22 protein-coding genes and 1 pseudogene are annotated in these 19188 nt (G+C 54.8%); 15 read left to right on the top strand and 8 right to left on the bottom strand.

The window, feature by feature from the left end; translation table 11 throughout:
* Window positions 1-40: 40 nt before the first annotated feature.
* The 3 genes from RSJ68_09890 to RSJ68_09880 are packed head-to-tail and all read left to right on the top strand — an operon-like array spanning window position 41 to window position 1598.
* Complete coding sequence (locus RSJ68_09890; GenBank protein ID WNU96726.1) at window positions 41-265, top strand: exodeoxyribonuclease VII small subunit; 225 nt, start codon at window positions 41-43, stop codon at window positions 263-265.
* On the top strand, window positions 249-1145 hold the full coding sequence (locus RSJ68_09885; protein ID WNU96725.1) for a polyprenyl synthetase family protein: 897 nt from the start codon (window positions 249-251) through the stop codon (window positions 1143-1145). Before RSJ68_09890 ends, RSJ68_09885 begins: the two co-directional genes overlap by 17 nt.
* Before the next feature lie 36 nt (window positions 1146-1181).
* Window positions 1182-1598 (top strand): nuclear transport factor 2 family protein, encoded by a 417-nt coding sequence (locus tag RSJ68_09880; protein ID WNU96724.1) that lies wholly within the window; start codon window positions 1182-1184, stop codon window positions 1596-1598.
* A gap of 76 nt (window positions 1599-1674) precedes the next feature.
* Here RSJ68_09880 and RSJ68_09875 read toward each other — a convergent pair whose 3' ends face one another.
* Together RSJ68_09875 and RSJ68_09870 are read right to left on the bottom strand one after the other, a co-directional pair.
* On the bottom strand, window positions 1675-2853 hold the full coding sequence (locus tag RSJ68_09875) for a phosphoglycerate kinase (GenBank protein ID WNU96723.1): 1179 nt from the start codon (window positions 2851-2853) through the stop codon (window positions 1675-1677).
* 339 nt (window positions 2854-3192) lie between these two features.
* A pseudogene (locus tag RSJ68_09870) lies at window positions 3193-3297 on the bottom strand (IS5/IS1182 family transposase).
* A gap of 268 nt (window positions 3298-3565) precedes the next feature.
* On the opposite strand from RSJ68_09870, the gene mnmE reads away from it, so the two are divergent.
* Both mnmE and ruvA read left to right on the top strand, forming a co-directional pair.
* Window positions 3566-4930 carry a tRNA uridine-5-carboxymethylaminomethyl(34) synthesis GTPase MnmE gene (mnmE, locus tag RSJ68_09865; GenBank protein WNU96722.1) on the top strand — a complete coding sequence of 455 codons (1365 nt, stop codon included), beginning with the start codon at window positions 3566-3568 and terminating at the stop codon, window positions 4928-4930.
* A gap of 191 nt (window positions 4931-5121) precedes the next feature.
* The gene (gene ruvA, locus RSJ68_09860) at window positions 5122-5706 is read left to right on the top strand and encodes a Holliday junction branch migration protein RuvA (protein WNU96721.1); all 585 of its coding nucleotides are present in this window, start codon (window positions 5122-5124) and stop codon (window positions 5704-5706) included.
* Between the two features lie 387 nt (window positions 5707-6093).
* Here ruvA and RSJ68_09855 read toward each other — a convergent pair whose 3' ends face one another.
* Window positions 6094-6381, bottom strand: a complete 288-nt coding sequence (locus tag RSJ68_09855) for a hypothetical protein (GenBank protein WNU98391.1) — start codon at window positions 6379-6381, stop codon at window positions 6094-6096.
* 254 nt (window positions 6382-6635) lie between these two features.
* Here RSJ68_09855 and RSJ68_09850 point away from each other — a divergent pair, with 254 nt between their 5' ends.
* On the top strand, window positions 6636-7406 hold the full coding sequence (locus tag RSJ68_09850) for an AAA family ATPase (GenBank protein WNU96720.1): 771 nt from the start codon (window positions 6636-6638) through the stop codon (window positions 7404-7406).
* A 105-nt stretch (window positions 7407-7511) separates the two neighbouring features.
* On the opposite strand, the gene map is transcribed toward RSJ68_09850, so the two are convergent.
* From map to RSJ68_09825, 5 genes are all read right to left on the bottom strand, one after another.
* Window positions 7512-8291, bottom strand: a complete 780-nt coding sequence (gene map / locus RSJ68_09845) for a type I methionyl aminopeptidase (protein WNU96719.1) — start codon at window positions 8289-8291, stop codon at window positions 7512-7514.
* 109 nt (window positions 8292-8400) lie between these two features.
* A complete protein-coding gene (locus tag RSJ68_09840; protein WNU96718.1) occupies window positions 8401-9015 on the bottom strand; it encodes a hypothetical protein in 615 nt (204 codons plus the stop codon).
* Between the two features lie 69 nt (window positions 9016-9084).
* Window positions 9085-9696: a BON domain-containing protein gene (locus RSJ68_09835; protein ID WNU96717.1), complete on the bottom strand. Its 612-nt coding sequence runs from the start codon at window positions 9694-9696 to the stop codon at window positions 9085-9087.
* A 72-nt stretch (window positions 9697-9768) separates the two neighbouring features.
* The gene (locus RSJ68_09830) at window positions 9769-10362 is read right to left on the bottom strand and encodes a phosphoheptose isomerase (GenBank protein ID WNU96716.1); all 594 of its coding nucleotides are present in this window, start codon (window positions 10360-10362) and stop codon (window positions 9769-9771) included.
* Between the two features lie 4 nt (window positions 10363-10366).
* A complete protein-coding gene (locus RSJ68_09825) occupies window positions 10367-10714 on the bottom strand; it encodes a YraN family protein (GenBank protein ID WNU96715.1) in 348 nt (115 codons plus the stop codon).
* A 55-nt stretch (window positions 10715-10769) separates the two neighbouring features.
* Here RSJ68_09825 and rsmI point away from each other — a divergent pair, with 55 nt between their 5' ends.
* The 9 genes from rsmI (at window position 10770) to RSJ68_09780 (ending at window position 19144) form a co-directional block, all read left to right on the top strand.
* On the top strand, window positions 10770-11657 hold the full coding sequence (gene rsmI, locus RSJ68_09820) for a 16S rRNA (cytidine(1402)-2'-O)-methyltransferase (protein WNU96714.1): 888 nt from the start codon (window positions 10770-10772) through the stop codon (window positions 11655-11657).
* Between the two features lie 68 nt (window positions 11658-11725).
* Entirely contained in the window at window positions 11726-12097 is a 372-nt protein-coding gene (locus tag RSJ68_09815) for a DUF488 family protein (protein ID WNU96713.1), read from the top strand.
* Window positions 12098-12193: 96 nt separating this feature from the next.
* A complete protein-coding gene (locus RSJ68_09810) occupies window positions 12194-12973 on the top strand; it encodes an exodeoxyribonuclease III (GenBank protein ID WNU96712.1) in 780 nt (259 codons plus the stop codon).
* Window positions 12960-13304: a hypothetical protein gene (locus RSJ68_09805; protein ID WNU96711.1), complete on the top strand. Its 345-nt coding sequence runs from the start codon at window positions 12960-12962 to the stop codon at window positions 13302-13304. Before RSJ68_09810 ends, RSJ68_09805 begins: the two co-directional genes overlap by 14 nt.
* Window positions 13305-13314: 10 nt before the next feature.
* Window positions 13315-13845, top strand: coding sequence for an alpha/beta hydrolase (locus tag RSJ68_09800; protein WNU96710.1), 531 nt, complete (start codon window positions 13315-13317; stop codon window positions 13843-13845).
* Window positions 13846-14105: 260 nt separating this feature from the next.
* Window positions 14106-14915 (top strand): zinc transporter ZupT, encoded by an 810-nt coding sequence (gene zupT / locus RSJ68_09795; GenBank protein ID WNU96709.1) that lies wholly within the window; start codon window positions 14106-14108, stop codon window positions 14913-14915.
* A gap of 76 nt (window positions 14916-14991) precedes the next feature.
* Window positions 14992-15483: a hypothetical protein gene (locus RSJ68_09790; protein ID WNU98390.1), complete on the top strand. Its 492-nt coding sequence runs from the start codon at window positions 14992-14994 to the stop codon at window positions 15481-15483.
* Between the two features lie 403 nt (window positions 15484-15886).
* Window positions 15887-16180: a transcriptional regulator gene (locus tag RSJ68_09785; protein ID WNU96708.1), complete on the top strand. Its 294-nt coding sequence runs from the start codon at window positions 15887-15889 to the stop codon at window positions 16178-16180.
* 135 nt (window positions 16181-16315) lie between these two features.
* Complete coding sequence (locus RSJ68_09780; GenBank protein WNU96707.1) at window positions 16316-19144, top strand: valine--tRNA ligase; 2829 nt, start codon at window positions 16316-16318, stop codon at window positions 19142-19144.
* Window positions 19145-19188: the final 44 nt, after the last annotated feature.

Genomic DNA, 19188 nt, shown 5'->3' with positions numbered 1-19188 from the left:
AAATGCTACAATACCACTTTGATTTTTTGCCCGCATCATCATGAAAAAAGCCCCCAAATCCTTTGAAGAAGCCCTCGCCCGCCTCGAAACCCTGACCCAGTCCATTCAAAGCAGCGAAATGCCGCTGGAAGACGCTTTGGCAGCCTATCAGGAAGGCAACGAGCTGGTCAGATACTGCCAAACCAAGTTGGCGGAAGTCGAACAAAAACTGCAAGTATTGGACGCGGGCGAACTGAAGGAGTTGAACCTTGAACCCGGCGAATGAATTGAAAGCATGGCAGCAAAAAGCCCAAGCGCAGACCGAATTGCTGCTGGAGCGTTTCCTACCGTCTGAAAACCAAGTGCCGCACACGCTGCACGAAGCCATGCGTTACGTTACCCTCGGCGGCGGCAAACGGCTGCGCCCGCTCTTGGTGCTCGCCGCGTCCGAATTGGGCGATGCCGACCAAAACGCCGTCGAACAAGCCATGGCGGCGATCGAAATGGTACACGTCTATTCCTTGGTTCACGACGACATGCCCGCCATGGACAACGACAGCCTGCGGCGCGGCAAACCGACCTGCCATGTGAAATATGACGAAGCCACCGCCCTCTTAGTCGGCGACGCGCTGCAAACCCAAGCCTTCGACGTATTGAGCCGTCCGACCGGACTGCCCGCCGAACGCCAAATCGCCATGTTGTCCACGCTCGCCAAAGCATCCGGCAGCCTCGGCATGGCGGGCGGACAAGCCATCGACCTTGCCAACGTCGGCAAAGCCATGAATCAGGCGCAGTTGGAGCAGATGCACAGCCTCAAAACCGGCGCCCTCATCCGCGCCGCCGTCGTATTGGGCGCGCTTGCCTGCCCCGATTTGAATTCAGACGACGTCCGCACCTTGGACAACTACGCCGCCAAACTCGGCTTGGCATTCCAAGTCATCGACGACGTGTTGGACTGCGAAGCCGACACCGCCACCCTAGGCAAAACCGCCGGCAAAGACAGCGACAACGACAAACCGACCTACGTCAAACTGATGGGCCTGCAAGCCGCCCGCGCCTACGCCGAAACCCTGACCGCCGAAGCCGCCGCCCTGCTCGAACCCTTCGGCGCAAAAGCCCTGCATTTGCGGCTCTTGGCGGAATTTGTTACTGCGCGGAAAAATTAGGGCTCCGGCAAACAACCTGACCGAAAAATTACTGTCATGAACGATTTCGAACGCATTTACAACGACTGGCACGAGTTTGCCAAAAACCGCGACACCACCCGACTGATCGGCCTGTATGATGACAACGCCGTTTTCGAAAGCCCGCTCGTTCCCCTTATCATGCAGCAGCAAAGCGGCATTTTGCGCGGCAAAGCCGACATTCTGGCTTTTTTAGAAGAAGGAACGCGCCGCCGACCGAATGAACTGGTACGCTGGTATCGCAACGGCACGCATTTCACGACGGGGGACACGCTGGTTTGGGAATACCCGCGCGAAACGCCCGGCGGCGATCAAGTGGATATTTTGGAACTCATGCAGATTGCCGGCGGAAAAATCGTCCATCACCGCATTTACTGGGGCTGGTTCGGCACGCAGATGCTGATTCGTTCGGCACTGAACCGTGCGGCGGAATAATCCGCGAAAAGAAGAAGAGGTCGTCTGAACCCCCAAAAATAGGTTTTCAGACGACCTCTTTTTTACGTCAAACCGCTTACGCGCCGCGTTTTTCCAAAGCGGCTACGGCTGGCAACTCTTTGCCTTCCAAGAATTCGAGGAACGCGCCGCCGCCGGTGGAGATGTAGCCGATTTGGTCGGTAACGCCAAATTTGGCAATCGCCGCCAGCGTGTCGCCGCCGCCCGCAATCGAGAACGCTTTGCTTTGGGCGATGGCTTCGGCAAGGGCTTTCGTGCCGCCCGCGAACTGGTCAAACTCGAACACACCGACCGGACCGTTCCACACCACCGTGCCTGCGGCTTTGAGCAGTTCGGCAAGTGCGGCGGCGGATTTCGGGCCGATGTCCAAAATCATATCGTCTTCGGCAACGTCGGCAATGTCTTTCACGACTGCTTCAGCATCGGCGGCAAAGGCTTTGGCAACGACGACATCGGTCGGCAGCGGTACGGAGCCGCCTTTGGCCGCCATTTTCGCCATAATTTTTTTGGATTCTTCCACCAAATCATGTTCCGCCAGCGATTTGCCGATGGCTTTGCCTTCCGCCAACAGGAAGGTGTTGGCGATACCGCCGCCGACGATGAGTTGGTCGACTTTGTCCGCCAGAGATTCGAGGATGGTCAGTTTGGTGGACACTTTGCTGCCGGCGACAATTGCCACCATCGGGCGCGCGGGCTGTTTCAGGGCTTTGCCCAAGGCGTCGAGTTCGCCCGCCATCAATACGCCGGCGCAGGCAACGGGCGCGGCTTGGGCGACGGCTTCGGTCGAGGCTTGGGCGCGGTGGGCGGTGCCGAACGCGTCGTTGACGAACACGTCGCACAAAGCGGCATAGGCTTTGCCCAGTTCCAAATCGTTTTTCTTCTCGCCCTTGTTGATGCGCACGTTTTGCAGCATGACGACATCGCCCGCGTTCAGAGCGGGTTTGTTTTCACGCCAGTCGTTCAATACTTTCACGTCTTTGCCCAACAGGCTGCCCAAGTGCGCGGCAACGGGGGCGACATCGTCTTCAGGATGAAACTCGCCCTCGGTCGGACGGCCGAGGTGGGTCATCACGATAACGGACGCGCCGTTGTCCAGGCAGTATTTGATGGACGCGAGCGAGGCGCGGATACGGGTGTCGTCGCTGATTTTGCCGTCTTTGAACGGCACGTTCATATCGGCGCGGATGAGGACGGTTTTGCCCTGCACGTTTTGTTCGGTCAGTTTCAGAAATGCCATGATGTATCCTTTGTGAAGGTTGGAAACGGAAATGGGAATGTTCTCAATTATCCGCGAACGGGGCGCATCGGTAAAGGCGGGATTTGCCTGCACTTGATTTGCGTCAGCGGCAATGTCGATACAAAAGGTCGTCTGAAACTTTAAATCTCCTGTTTTCAGACGACCTTTTGTGATTCGGATTGATGGAAATGAAATAGCTTATGATGATTGCCGAGATTGGAGATTATAAAATCCTATGACTTTAGCTTTGTCGTGAAACTGACAGAAGGTTGCCTGCTTTGAAATTTAAGAAGCGGGTTTTGTCCTTCCGAAATATTGTTTATTCTGAATGTAATCATGATATAGTGGATTAACTTTAAACCAGTACGGCGTTGCCTCGCCTTGCCGTACTATCTGTACTGTCTGCGGCTTCGTCGCCTTGTCCTGATTTAAATTTAATCTACTTATATTATCCCGTGCAGACGTCGGAAAAGCAATGAAAATCCCGATACCGCAGCCTACCCGACAGGGTGTCCGAGAGCGTGTGCAAGTGATTTCGAGCCTTGCCCGGCGTCTGTTCCACACTTCTTTCTAGAAATTCGGCAATTTCTTTCTTTTTACCGATTCGCTACGGTAGCAAATAAATCCCGCCTGTCTCCCGTTTTCAGACGACCTTTATCATTGTGAAATCACTATATAATACCGTCCATTAAATTCCCGATACGAGCCAGCCATGTCCGCATCCCAACCCACCATCGCCGCCATCGCCACCGCACCCGGACGCGGCGGCGTCGGCGTGATCCGTCTTTCCGGCAAAAACCTGCTGCCTTTGGCGCAAACCCTCAGCGGCGGCAAAACGCCCAAACCGCGTACCGCGCTTTACACCGACTTCCTCGGCGGCGACGGGCAGCCGATAGACAACGGCATCCTGCTCTACTTCGCCGCCCCCGCCAGCTTTACCGGCGAAGACGTGATTGAGTTGCAGGGACACGGCGGCCCCGTCGTGATGGACATGCTGCTCTCGCGCTGCCTCGAACTGGGCGCGCGTATGGCGGAGCCGGGCGAATTTACCAAACGCGCCTTCCTCAACAACAAACTCGACCTTGCCCAAGCCGAAAGCGTTGCCGACCTCATCGACGCCTCCAGCAAGTCTGCCGCACGCATGGCGTTGCGTTCGCTCAAAGGCGCGTTTTCACAACACATACACGAGCTGGTGGACGACCTCATCACCCTGCGGATGCTGGTCGAAGCCACGCTGGACTTCCCCGAAGAAGACATCGACTTTCTCGAAGCCGCCGACGCGCGCGGCAAGCTCCAAGCCCTGCAAGGTCGTCTGAAAACCGTCCTCGCCAGCGCGGAACAAGGCGCGATTTTGCGCGAAGGCATGAACGTCGTCCTCGTCGGCGCGCCCAACGTCGGCAAATCCAGCCTGCTCAACGCCTTGGCGGGCGACGACATCGCCATCGTAACCGACATCGCCGGCACCACCCGCGACACCGTGCGCGAACAAATCACCCTCGACGGCGTGCCCATTCACATTATAGACACCGCCGGCCTGCGCGAAACCGACGACGTGGTCGAACAAATCGGCATCGAACGCAGCCGCAAGGCCGTTTCCGAAGCCGATGTCGCCCTGATTCTCATCGACCCGCGCGAAGGTGTGAACGCCAAAACCCAAGCCATTTTGAACAGCCTGCCCTCAGGTTTGAAAAAAATCGAAATCCACAACAAAGCCGACCTGACCGGCGAACCCGTCGCCGTCCGTCCAGACGGCCTCGCGCAAACCGGCGCGGACACCGTCATCAGCCTGTCCGCCAAAACCGGCGCGGGTCTCGACTTGCTCAAACACGCACTGTTGCAGGAAGTCGGCTGGCAGGGCGAAAGCGAAAGCCTGTTCCTCGCCCGCAGCCGCCACCTCAACGCCTTGCACGAAGCCGAAACCGAGCTGGAAAATGCCGCCCTCTGCGACAACAACCAAATCGAGCTTTTCGCCGAACACCTGCGCCTCGCCCAAAACGCGTGCAGCGAAATCACCGGCGAATTCACCGCCGACGATTTGCTGGGCGTGATTTTCTCGCGCTTCTGCATCGGCAAATAAGATTAAACCTTATCCATACGCGAAAGGTCGTCTGAAAACCAAGATTCAGGTTTCAGACGACCTTTGCCGCAACGCAGTTTGGCCGATGCGCCCTTGAGAAACTGCTACAATCATGGTCGTCTGAAACCCTGTTGCCAATCGGCATCTATGTTTCAGACGGCCTTTTTACCCAACCCCCTAACGGAATCCCCATGATCAGCAGACTGACTGGCAGGCTCATCGAGAAAAACCCGCCGCAAATCGTCATTGACGTCAACGGCGTCGGCTACGAAGCCGACGTATCCATGCAGACTTTCTACAACCTGCCCGCCTTGGGCGAAACCGTGCAGCTTTACACCCAGCTTGTCGTCCGTGAAGATGCGCATTTATTGTTCGGCTTTGCGACTGCCGACGAGCGGGCGACGTTCCGCCAGTTGGTCAAAGTCAGCGGTATCGGCGCGAAAACCGCGCTGGGCATACTCTCCGCCATGTCCGCCGACGAGCTTGCCCGCGCGGTTGCCGACGAAGACATCAAACGCCTGTCCTCCGCGCCCGGCATCGGCAAAAAAACCGCCGAACGCATGGTTTTGGAACTGCGCGGCAAACTGGTTTCCCATACCGCTGCCGACGGGCTTTTCACCGCCGCGCCTGCCGCCGACGAAACGGACGACATCGTCAACACCCTGATTGCGCTGGGTTATAACGAACGCGAAGCAAAAGCCGCCATCAAAGGCATTCCAAAAGGCACGGAAGTCGGCGAAGGCGTGCGCTTGGCTTTGAAAAACCTGTTGAAATAGGTCGTCTGAAAACTTTGAGATCAGGGTTTTTAGAGAGACCCGTTCACGTTCGTTTTCAGACGACCTTTTATTCAATCAACGCAGGTTTGGGATAACTCAAATTTGTAGCGCGGGCCTTGCCTTCGAAATCCACTATCTGACAACCCGAATCGGGAAACCGTGTCTGTTATTTATCTCTTGGGCAAAGCCCACGCTACGGGTTGCTGCAACGGTAACTTATCCCTTCCCCCGCCGGCGGGGGAAGGTTAGGATGGGGGTGGTTTTGTGGGTTTAGGTCAAACAAATTCTTGCAGCGCGTAGATTCACCCTCTCCCCAGCCCTCTCCCGCCGGACGGGTAAGAAGGCAGGTTGCAGGTAAAAAAGAAAACCCTTATTTTTCAAATCGCGTTATTCGTATTTTTCGCAACGGATGGCAGAATCTTCGCAGAACATCGTTGAAGTTTCCGCATTGCAGGCGCGGCGGACGGCGCGGCGCGCTTCCCATTCGTTTTTCCCCGAAGCCTCAAACAACTTTTGGAACGGCTTGACGCTGCACACATAAAACCGATTCGGGTTGCGCGAACCCGATAAGATAATGCGTTCCAAGCTGGCGACGCGGGCTTCCAAAACTTCGATTCTTTCCTCCAATTCGGCAACCGAAGCCGCATTGGCAGCAGGCAAAACAGCGGCAAGCATCAGGGCAAAGAAAGATTTTTTCACGGTATATCTCTAGGGCAGTTAAATAAACGGCATATTGTATAGCAAGTTCACTTTAAGTCAGCCGGCATACCCCGCCTTGTCTGGATTTAAAGAGAATTTACCGAAACTCAGGCAGAAATGCGACAAAGACGCCTCTGCCCGCCGCCGCTGCCTTTTCAGACGACCTTATACCCATTTCAAGCAAAAAACGTTAAAATTCCTCCATTAATCCATCCGACAGCAGCAAAAACATGAGCGCACAAATCCTCGCCGTCGCCAACCAAAAAGGCGGCGTCGGCAAAACCACCACCACCGTCAACCTTGCGGCATCGCTCGCCTCCAAAGGCAAACGCGTCCTCGTCATCGACCTCGACCCGCAAGGCAACGCCACCACAGGCAGCGGCATAGACAAAGCCCGCCTCGAAGAAGGCGTGTACCAAGTCGTATTGGGCGATACCGACATCAAAACCGCCGTCGTCCGCAGCGGGGGCGGCAGCTACGACGTACTCGGCGCCAACCGCGCGCTTGCCGGTGCCGAAATCGAGCTGGTGCAAGAAATCGCCCGCGAAATCCGCCTCAAAAACGCCCTGCAAACCGTCGAAAACGACTACGACTTCGTCCTCATCGACTGCCCCCCTTCGCTGACCCTGCTCACGCTCAACGGACTCGTCGCCGCCAACGGCGTCATCGTCCCCATGTTGTGCGAATACTATGCCCTCGAAGGCATCTCCGACCTCATCGCCACCGTGCGCAAAATCCGTCAGGCAATTAACCCGTGCCTCGACATCACCGGCATCGTCCGCACCCTCTACGACAGCCGCAGCCGCCTCGTCGTCGAAGTCAGCGAACAGCTTTTCCAACATTTCGGCAACCTGATGTTCCAAACCGTCATCCCCCGCAACGTCCGCCTCGCCGAAGCCCCCAGCCACGGCATGCCCGCGCTCGCCTACGACGCCAACGCCAAAGGCACCAAAGCCTACCTCGCCTTGGCTGAAGAGCTGTTGGAGCGTACTAAAGGTTGATTGAACCTGAAAGATAAAGTCTGAAAGATAAAAAGGTCGTCTGAAAACGTGATTTCCAAGTTTTCAGACGACCTTTTTGTATTGCAGGCGGGATGGTTTGACAGATTAGGGTTTGCCGGTAGCCGGGCTGACAGTCAGGATTTCGTAGCCGGTTTCTGTCACTAAAACTTCATGTTCCCATTGGGCGGAGAGGGATCGGTCTTTGGTCACGACCGTCCAGCCGTCGTTTAGGATGCGCAGGTGGCGTTTGCCTTGGTTGATCATCGGTTCGATGGTGAAAATCATGCCGGGCTTTAGGACGACGCCTTGTCCTTTTCTGCCGTAGTGCAGGACTTGCGGGGCTTCGTGAAAACCGCGTCCGATGCCGTGGCCGCAAAATTCTTGTACGACGGAATAGCCTGCGTTTTCGGCAACTTGTTGGCAGGCGTAGCCGATGTCGCCCAAGGTTGCGCCGGGTTTGACGGCGGCGATGCCCGCCATCATGGATTCGTGGGTGATGTCAATCAGGCGTTGGGCAATGGGGGAGACTTTGCCGACGGTAAACATGCGGCTGGAGTCGCCGTGGAAGCCGTCTTTTTTGATGGTCAGGTCGATGTTGATGATGTCGCCTTCTTTGAGCGGCTTGTCGTCGGGAATGCCGTGGCAGATGACGTGGTTGACGGAAGTGCAGCAGGATTTGGGATAGGGCGGGTTGCCGTAGTGCAGGGGGGCGGGATAGCCGCCTTGGACGTTGACGTGGTAGTCGTAAACGAGTTTGTCGATTTCGTTGGTGGTTACGCCGGGTTTGACGAATTGTCCGATGTAGTCGAGGGCTTCGGCGACGAGTTTGCCCAGTTCGCGCATTTTCTCGATTTCTTCGGGGGTTTTGATGATGATTTCGTTCATGTTGTTTCCTTGATGGTTTCAGACGACCTTGTTGCGGCACAAAGGTCGTCTGAAAGGGAAGAGGATGCAGATTACGGATAAGGCGGCCGCAGGCCGGCGGGTTGTCTGGTTAAAACAGATTGTCCATGACATCTTTGGACTGAGGTTTGGGCTGAACCGGTTTAGGTTGAGCGGGTTTAGGCTGAGCCAGCTTGGGAGCAGGTTGCGGCGTGGGTTTGGGTTCGCCCTTCGTTTCGTGTACTTCGGTTTTGGCAGGTTGGGCGGGAGCTTGGGCTTGAGGCTGCTCCGCAGGGGTACTTTGGGCAGGTTTGGCTTTGGTTTCCGCTGTTTCTGTCGGCGCGGGCGGTATTTGGTCGTGCTGGTCGTTGTTTTTATCTTTATTTTTCTTATTGTCAGGCTGTGCTTTGGCACGACGGTTTTCGGATTGGTTTTGCGGCGGAATAACGGGGTTTTGAGAAGCGGTTTTTTCTTGTTCGTTTGTTTTGTCTTCAGAGCCTACTATGATTTTTTTCGGTTCGACGGTGCCGTTCGGACGCCAAACTTCCACACCTTCGTCTTTGGGCGCGGTTTGGGCGGATTGGGTGTTGCTGGTGTCGGGTTTGGTATTGAGCGTACCGATAACGCCGACAATCAGTGCGCCGATGGCGATGATGGAAATGACGAAAGCAGCGCGGATAAGGTGTTTAGGTTTGAGTTGGAAAGATTCGTTTTGTTTTTTGGACATAGATCGATGTGTGAAAAGGTGGATGGGGACGGGCGGGATGTTGTTCCCGCCCTCTGGATTAGGGCTGCGTTATTCGGGTTGGGTGTAGTTTTGATACAGGGTAACGACTTTTTGTACGCCGACGGTAGTGCTGACGCGGCGGGTTACCTGCTCTTGCTCTTCGGGTGTCAGTACGCCCATGACGTAAGTAACGTTGCCGTAAGTTACGATTTTGACACGAGCCTGTGTGGCGGGTTTGAGGCCCAAAAGGGCGGTGCGGACTTTGGATGTACCCCATGTGTCGTTGGTTATGTCGCCGAAAGTACGTCCTTGAGGGGCGACGGTGATGTAGTTGTACACGCCTTCGGCGGCCTGCTCGGCGCGGGCAATTTGTTCGACGAATTGTTTTTCGCCTTCAGTGGCGACTTGTCCGAGCAGCAGCAGGTGGCGGTTGTAGCCGACGACGTTGAGTTTGGGGGTGTAACCCTGCACTTGGTTGTTTTGGCGCAGGTAGGAGCGGGCAGTGGTTTCGACGCGCACTGCCATTACGTTGTCGTCGGTTTGTGCGCCTGTGGTGCGGCGGTCGACGGCGGATTTGGTGCCGACTGCCGCGCCGCCGAGGAGTACGCCGACACAGCCGCTGAGTGTCAGGCTGAGGAGGAGGGCGGTCAGAACGGGTGCGGTATGACGTTTGATGTTCATATTTTTTTCCTTGATGATGAGTTCGGCGGATATGTTTCAGACGACCTTTAAAAGAGGTCGTCTGAAAAAGGCTTACATTCCTTCAAGCAACATGGAGTCGATGCAGTCGCACATGGCATGTATCAGCAGGATATGGTTTTCCTGAATGCGGGCGGTGCGCGGGTATGGGACGTTGAGCAGTACATCGGTGTCTTTGAGCATGGCGGCGATTTTACCTCCGTCGCGGCCGGTCATGGCGATGACGTGCATATCGCGTTCGTGTGCCGCTTTGATGGCCTCGATAACGTTGGCGGAGTTGCCGGAGGTGGAGATGCCGACCAAAACGTCGCCGGCACGTCCGAGCGCGCGCACTTGTTTACTGAACACATGGTCAAAGCCGTAGTCGTTGCCGATGGCGGTCAGCGCGGAAGTGTCCGTCGTCAGCGCGACGGCGGCAAGTTCCATCCGCTCTTTTTCAAAGCGTCCGGTCATTTCGGCGGCGAAGTGCTGCGCGTCGGCAGCCGAACCGCCGTTGCCGCAGGCTAAGATTTTGCCGTCGTTTATCAGGCATTGCAGCATCAGTTCCGCCGCTTGAGCGGTCGGCTCGACCAGCACTTTTTCAGCTTCCTGCTTGGCAAGGATGCTTTCGGCGAAATGGGCGGCAACGCGCTCTTGTAAAGTCGTCATATCGTCAACCTGTAATATTCTTTATCCATTCGGGCGGGCGGTTTCCTTCTATCAGCACCGCATCGATGCGGCACGCGGTATCCGTCATGCCGTTTTGTTGCAGATAATACTCCGCAGACCGTTTCAGTTTCAATAACTTAGACGGCGAAATACTGTATGCGGCACCGCCGAAACCCTGATTTTTGCGGTATTTTACTTCAACAAACAGAATCATGTTACCGTTTTTGACAATCAAATCGATTTCGCCGTAAGCGCAGTGCCAGTTACGCGCCACGAGTTTGCAGCCTTGCGAAAGAAGAAACGCTAGCGCGGCATCTTCGCCCGCCACCCCTTGTTTGTGGTTCAGACGCATGGAGGTTTACCCCGTATAATATCGTTATATTGTTTTCAGACGACCTGATAAAGCCATGTTTCAAAAACACCTTCAAAAAGCCGCCGACAGTATTGAAAAACGGACATTATACGTTGTCGCCACGCCCATCGGCAATTTGGCGGACATCACACTGCGCGCGCTCGCCGTCCTGCAAAAAGCCGACATCATCTGCGCCGAAGATACGCGCGTTACCGCACAGCTTCTGAGTGCATACGGCATACAGGGCAAACTCGTCAGCGTGCGCGAGCATAACGAACAGCAAATGGCGGACAAAATCATCAACCATCTTTCAGACGACCTCACTGTCGCACAAGTTTCCGACGCAGGGACGCCCGCCGTCTGCGATCCGGGGGCGAAACTCGCCCGCCGCGTGCGCGAGGCAGGGTTCAAAGTCGTCCCCGTTGTTGGCGCGAGCGCGGTCATGGGTGCATTGAGCGTCGCAGGCGTTACCGAACCCAATTTCTACTTCAACGGTTTTTTGCCGCCGAAATCCGGCGAACGGCAGAAGCTACTTGCCAAATGGGCGCAGGCTGATTTCCCCGTCGTGATGTTTGAAACCCCGCACCGCATCGAAGCCACCCTTGCCGACATGGCGGCTCTCTTCCCTGAACGCAGCCTGACCCTTGCCCGAGAAATCACCAAAACCTTCGAAACCTTCCTCAGCGGCACGGTTACTGAAATTCAGACGACCCTGAAAAACGACGGCAATCAGGCGCGCGGCGAAATGGTGCTCATCCTCCATCCCGCTCCCCGTGAAAAACACGATACCTTGCCCGAAGCCGCGCAAAACGTTATGAAAATCCTCGCTGCCGAACTGCCTACCAAGCAGGCTGCCGAACTTGCCGCCAAAATTACCGGCGAAGGCAAAAAAGCCTTGTACGATTTGGCATTGGAGTGGAAACGGGTTTCAGACGACGTTTGAGGGTGGAAGGTCGTCTGAAAGGACTCGGTGCCGTTTGATTGAACCCAAGATATAGGAGCAGAAAAACGATGTTTACCGTACAACGCATTTATCGTTACCTCCCCGCAGACGGACAAACCGCCGTCTTTATCGACCGCCTTTATCCGCGCGGGGTGACGAAGGAAAAGTTCGCCTCTGTCCTCTGGCTCAAAGACATTACGCCGAGTACCGCCCTGCGCCGTTGGTATCATGAAAACCCGGAGCAGAATTTCGACGGCTTCGTTACGCGCTATCACGAAGAATTGCAGGGTGAGGTGCAACAGCGCGCCGTAGCCCGCCTGCTTGAGTTGGAGAAGCAAAACGGCAGGGTATGGCTGCTGACCGCCGTCAAGAATCCGCAGCGTTCCCATGTTTCGGCGTTGGCCCAGTTTTTAGGTGCGGCGTTTGAGTATCGGGAATAGGATGGATTTGTCCGAACCTGTTTTTCAGACGACCTTTGCCGCTATCGGTTACAATCCGTTTTTTCTTCTCAAACCAATATTCCAAAGCACAAAATTATGCTGAAAATCATCTCCGCCAACGTCAACGGCATCCGCTCCGCCTACAAAAAAGGATTTTACGAATACATCGCCGCATCGGGTGCGGACATCGTCTGCATGCAGGAACTCAAAGCGCAGGAAGCCGATTTGTCCGCCGATATGAAGAATCCGCACGGGATGCACGGCCATTGGCATTGCGCCGAAAAACGCGGTTACAGCGGCGTGGCGGTGTACAGCAAACGCGCGCCTGACAATGTGCAAATCGGTATGGGCATTGAAGAATTCGACAGGGAAGGGCGGTTTGTGCGCTGCGATTTCGGCAAGCTGTCGGTGATTTCGCTTTATCTGCCCAGCGGCACCAGTGCGCCGGAACGGCAGGAATTGAAATACCGCTTTTTAGACGCGTTCTACCCCATGCTTGAAGCCATGAAGGCGGAAGGGCGCGACATCGTCGTCTGCGGCGACTGGAACATCGCCCACCAAAACATCGACTTGAAAAACTGGAAAGGCAATCAGAAAAACTCAGGCTTCCTGCCTGAAGAGCGCGAATGGATAGGCAAAGTCATCCATACGCTCGGCTGGACGGATATGTGGCGCACGCTTTATCCCGACAATCCGGGCTACACTTGGTGGAGCAACCGCGGACAAGCGTATGCGAAAGATGTCGGGTGGCGCATCGACTATCAGATGGTTACACCCGAACTCGCCGCCAAAGCGGTGTCCGCACATGTTTATAAAGACGAGAAATTTTCCGACCATGCACCTTTGGTCGTGGAGTACGACTATGCTGCCCAATAAAGTTTTCGGCAAATACGATTGGAATGTGAACGGTAAAACCGGCATAGGTGCGGCATGGGTGGTCGCCGCGTTTGTACTGCCTATGCTGGTGTGGACGATATTCATGCTGGCGCGGATGTCCGGCTGGGTTGAAATGACCCGCGCCAATCCGCTTTGGGCGGGGGTGTGGCTGCTGTTTTCGCTGCCCTGCCTCATGATTGCCGCCAAGTGTTTCGGCTGGAAAGGCTGGCGGTTGATTGCCAACATCCTGATCTGCCTCGCCACCTGTGCCGTTTTAAGTGTCCCAGCCGCGCTCTTGATTACCTTTACGCTCAACGATTTGCTCAAATAGGTCGTCTGAAATGCGAACTTTCGAACTCGAAGACCTGACGCTTTTCTTGATACGCGACGCGGACGAGGCGGAAATGTGGATAGACCGCTGGGCGGTCAGCTATCCCGTCGTCCAAACCGCCGCCGCTTCCGCCAATCAAAGCATCGCCCAATGGCAGGCAAATATTCAAACAGCGTTTGAAGGCATCAGCGGCGAACACATCGCCGTCGTCGCCCACGGCGCAGGCGTGTCCGCTTTTTTGGCGTGGCTCTACCAAACCGACATCCTGACGCAGAAAAAAATCGTCAACATCATCCTTGTGTCGCCGCACCCCGAAGCCTTCCCCGACGATGAAATACACACCCTCCGGCGCGTCCGTTGCCCCTGCCGCACCGCGCTTGTCATCGCCGAACAAAACGGCACACCGCACAACTGGGCGGAAGAACGGGCAAACCTGTGGAACGCCCGCCTCCTCCTGTCGCCACATTCCGGCACGCTCAACAGTGCACTCGGCGGCTGGCAATGGGGCATGAAGCTGATGCAGGAAATGCTGTTGAGTTGAGTAAAACGCTTGTAAGGATTAAAGAAGAAAAGGTCGTCTGAAACCGGAAATCAGGTTTCAGACGACCTTTTTGTTACGTTAAAGTGAAATGAAAATCCTGTGCCGTCATGCCTGCGCAGCCGCCTTCGCGTAAGCGGGTAGGGAATGACAGTTTCAATATTTTTCCATCTTAATCTTTATTTATGAAAATAATAACTATTCTCTTTTGTGGAAATATGTGTTAGCCTGATGGCATTACATTCACTGAAGAACCGATTTTCATGCTTGATATTGCCTTGCCCAACCTTATCACCGCCTTCGGCATCGCCCTTGCCGCCGGATTGTTTACCGTATTGGGCAGCGGGCTGGTGATGTTTTCCAAAACGCCCAACCCGCGCGTATTGTCGTTCGGATTGGCGTTTGCGGGCGGGGCGATGGTGTATGTGTCGCTGACAGAGATTTTCAACAAATCCAGCGAAGCCTTCGGGCAGGTTTACGACAAAGACAAAGCCTTCGCCGCCGCGACGCTGGCTTTTCTGGCAGGCATGGGCTCGATTGCGCTGATTGACCGCCTTGTGCCGAACCCGCATGAAACGCTCGACCCGCACGACCCCGCCTTTCAGGAAAACAAACGCCGCCACATCGCCCGAGTCGGCATGATGGCGGCGTTTGCGATTACCGCGCACAACTTTCCCGAAGGTTTGGCAACGTTTTTCGCCACGCTGGAAAACCCCGCGGTCGGGATGCCGCTGGCGCTCGCGATTGCGATACACAATATTCCCGAAGGCATTTCCATTGCCGCGCCCGTTTATTTCGCCACCCGCAACCGCAAAAAAACCGTCCTCGCCTGTCTCGCCTCAGGACTGGCCGAACCCTTGGGCGCGGTTTTGGGCTACACCATGCTCAAGCCGTTTTTATCGCCTTTCGTGTTCGGTGCAGTGTTTGGCATGATTGCGGGCGTGATGGTGTTTCTTGCGTTGGACGAATTGCTGCCCGCCGCCAAGCGTTATTCCGACGGACACGAAACCGTTTACGGGTTGACGTCCGGCATGGCGGTGATTGCCTTGAGCTTGGTGTTGTTTCATTTCTGATCTGATTCCGCTTCAGGCTGATACCGCAAAGCGATTGTTCTATAATTGCCGTTGTTTTCGATTTTGGAACGGCATGATGTATCTCGAACAGGAAAAACCTTATCGGCCTTTGCTGACGGCATTGATTTTTGCCGTATTGCCGCTGGCGTTATTGATTCATGATGTGTTTGCCATGATGGCAGGTGGCGGCGGATTGCTGTTTAGCCGGCAGGGTGGCGGATGGTTTGTGGCGAAAGGTTGGAACGATTCGGCAGTGTGGCTGGTTGCAGGCGTGTTTTTCTTTTTCAATCTGTTGATTGCTGCCGTTTTGGTCAAAGCGGCTTTGAAAAAAATGTTGCGCAGATATGCCCGCCATGCGCTGTTTCTTGCCGGCATGGCAGCTTGTGCGGCTGCCGCCGTTTGCTTGATGCTGGAGGCAGTTTTAGGCAGTACTGCATTGGGAGGGATGCGTAACGGCGGGATATTGTGTTACACGGTGGGCGTGTGGATGATTGCAATGATGACCTTGCCGAAACAGCTGACACGCTCCATCGTCCAGCCGATTACCTTTTATCCGAGAAAGCGCTAGGCAGCGTTTTGAGGCCGAATAGCTGAAAATACGCATTGGAATATGGTTCTATTGCGTATTTTTTGTGCAAAATATTATGATAAATTGATAATTGCGGATGAAATATTCCTGTTTGGATTGTTTATTTTTGTAAAATATTACTGATGATTAAAATATATTTTACTGATTTGTAAAGAGAAATCCGTTGAAATTATTTAACTTGGAAATATTTTTGCAAATTATCAAGAATCTGACAAAACTTCTTTCGAATATACTGTCTAAACATTCAGTATAGATAGTTTTCTATCGCGCAGCCGATTGTCATTCGTGTAACGATTGGTCTGTGTTGAAGGCTTCCGCATCCCAATGTGAAGAAGCAGATTCTTGCTTATCAACAAACAATACAGAAGAAAAAGGAATTTTCATGAAGTCGTTTGAGAAAATTGACAACATCCGCGATATCCGCAAAAAACTCGGTTTGAACCAAATGGACTTTTGGAGCCGTATCGGCGTAACTCAGTCCGGTGGTTCACGTTACGAATCCGGCCGCAATATGCCCAAACCTGTACGCGAGCTGCTGCGCTTGGTACACATCGAACGCGTTGACTTGGCAAAAGTAAACCGCGACGATTTGGCGATTGCCTCCCTGCTGAAAAACCGCGACCCTGAGTTGTACGCTTCCTTGAAAAAAGAAGCCAAATCCGACAAAGGCAAATAAGCCCGTTTCGATTTGTTTCAAAAAGGTCGTCTGAAACGATATTCCGTTTCAGACGACCTTTTTGCGCTATAATCCGCAATTATTTTTTAAACAGACGTTTGCCCGCAAACCCTTTTACAGACAGCATTTTTTACCATGTTAGACAAATACAATCCCGCCGAAATCGAATCTAAACACTATCAAAACTGGGAAACCCAAGGTTATTTCCAGCCCGATATGGATTTGACCAAACCGTCTTTTTCCATCCAACTGCCGCCGCCCAACGTAACCGGCACGCTGCACATGGGCCATGCCTTCAACCAAACCATTATGGACGGCCTGACCCGCTACTACCGCATGAAAGGCTGCAACACCGCCTGGATTCCCGGCACCGACCACGCGGGCATTGCCACGCAAATCGTAGTCGAGCGCCAGCTTGCCGCGCAAAACGTATCCCGTCATGACTTGGGCCGCGAAAAATTCTTGGAAAAAGTGTGGGAATGGAAAGAAGTTTCCGGCGGCACGATTACGCAGCAGATGCGCCGCGTGGGCTGCTCTGCCGACTGGACACGCGAGTATTTCACGATGGACGACGTGCGCGCCGAAACCGTGACCGAAGTGTTCGTGCGCCTGTATGAGCAAGGCTTGATTTACCGCGGCAAACGCTTGGTGAACTGGGATCCCGTGCTCGGCACGGCGGTATCGGATTTGGAAGTGGAAAGCGTGGAAGAACACGGCTCTATGTGGCACATCCGCTATCCGCTGGCGGACAATCCTGCCGAAGCCGTTATCGTGGCGACCACCCGCCCCGAAACGCTGCTGGGCGACGTGGCCGTTGCCGTCAATCCTGAAGACGAACGTTATACCCATTTGATTGGCAAAGAACTAATCCTGCCGCTGACCGGCCGCACCATCCCCGTGATTGCCGACGAATACGTTGAAAAAGACTTCGGCACCGGCTGCGTGAAAATCACGCCTGCGCACGACTTCAACGACTACGAAGTCGGCAAACGCCACGACACGCGCTTGGTTAATGTGTTCGATTTAGAAGCCAAAGTGCTGGCAAACGCCGAAGTGTTCAACTTCAAAGGCGAAGCGCAACAAGGCTTTGCCCTGCCTGAAAAATACGCAGGCTTAGACCGCTTTGCCGCGCGCAAACAAATGGTTGCCGATTTGCAGGAACAAGGCTTCTTGGTCGAAATCAAAGCGCACACGCTGATGACGCCGAAAGGCGACCGCACAGGTTCGGTAATTGAACCGATGCTGACCAGCCAATGGTTTGTCGCCATGTCTGCCACACCGAACGGCGGCGAACCTGACAGCGAATACAAAGGCTTGAGCCTCGCTGAAAAAGCCAAAAAAGCCGTCGACAGCGGCGCGGTACGCTTCATCCCTGAAAACTGGGTCAACACCTACAACCAATGGATGAACAACATCCAAGACTGGTGCATCTCGCGCCAACTGTGGTGGGGGCATCAAATCCCCGCGTGGTACGACGAAGCAGGCAATGTTTACGTTGCCCGCAATCAGGCGGAAGCCGAAAAACAAGCCGGCAAAACTGGTTTGACCCGCGAAGAAGACGTATTGGACACATGGTTCTCCTCCGCGCTCGTGCCGTTTTCCACGCTCGGCTGGCCGTCTGAAACCGACGAACTCAAAGCCTTCCTGCCGTCCAACGTCTTGGTAACCGGCTACGAAATCATCTTCTTCTGGGTGGCGCGCATGATTATGATGACCACCCACTTCACCGGCAAAGTGCCGTTTAAAGACGTGTACATCCACGGCATCGTGCGCGACCACGAAGGCAAAAAAATGTCCAAATCCGAAGGCAACGTCATCGACCCCGTCGATTTGATTGACGGCATCGACTTGGACAAGCTGCTGGTGAAACGCACGACCGGCCTGCGCAAACCCGAAACCGCGCCGAAAGTGGAAGAAGCCACGAAAAAACTCTTCCCCGAAGGCATCCCCAGCATGGGCGCGGACGCATTGCGCTTCACCATGGCGAGCTACGCCAGCTTGGGGCGCAGCGTCAACTTCGACTTCAAACGCGCCGAAGGCTACCGCAACTTCTGCAACAAAATCTGGAACGCCACCAACTTCGTCTTGATGAACACCGAAAACCAAGACTGCGGCCAAGACGAAACCCAGCCGCTGGCCTACACCTTCGCCGACCAATGGATTATCGGCCGCCTGCAACAAACCGAAGCCGCCGCTGCCGAAGCATTTGAAACCTACCGCTTCGACCTGGCCGCGCAAACGCTGTACGAATTCGTGTGGAACGACTATTGCGACTGGTATATCGAATTGGCCAAAGTGCAAATCCAAACCGGCTGCCCCACCACCCAGCGCACCACGCGCCGCACCTTGGTTCGCGTGCTGGAAGCCTCATTGCGCCTGCTGCACCCGATTATCCCGTTCATCACCGAAGAGCTGTGGCAGGCCGTCGCCCCGCTGGCCAACGCCAAAACCGCCGACAGCATTATGCTGGCCGCCTATCCCAAAGCCGACCCGGAAAAAATCGTGCAGGCTGCTTTTGACCAAATGGCGCAACTGCAAGACCTGATTGGCGCCGTGCGCAACCTGCGTGGCGAAATGGGCATTGCCCCGAACGTGAAAGCGCCGCTGTTTGTGGAAGGCAGTGTGCCTGAAGCGCTGCTGAAATACCTGCCCGCCCTCACGCGCCTGACCGAAGCCAAAACAGTGGACGGGCTGCCCGAAAGCGAAGACGCGCCCGTCGCCGTCTGCAACGGCGCGCGCCTGATGCTGAAAGTCGAAATCGACAAAGCCGCCGAAACCGCCCGTTTGAGCAAAGAGGCCGAGAAGCTGCAAAAAGCCTTGGACAAACTCAACGCCAAACTCTCCAAACCCGGTTACACCGAAAAAGCCCCGGCGCATTTGGTGGAAAAAGACAAAGCCGATTTGGCGGAATTGGAAGACAAAATGGCGAAAGTTCAAAATCAGTTGGCGAAGTTGAAGGACTGATTGTTGGTCGGACAATTACAGAGGTCGTCTGAAAACCTTGGTTT

Origin of the sequence: Neisseria sp. DTU_2020_1000833_1_SI_GRL_NUU_006 (genome assembly GCA_032388755.1) — a bacterium.
Classification (GTDB): Bacteria; Pseudomonadota; Gammaproteobacteria; order Burkholderiales; family Neisseriaceae; genus Neisseria; species Neisseria sicca_C.
This window is presented reverse-complemented; position numbering and strand designations above follow the sequence as displayed.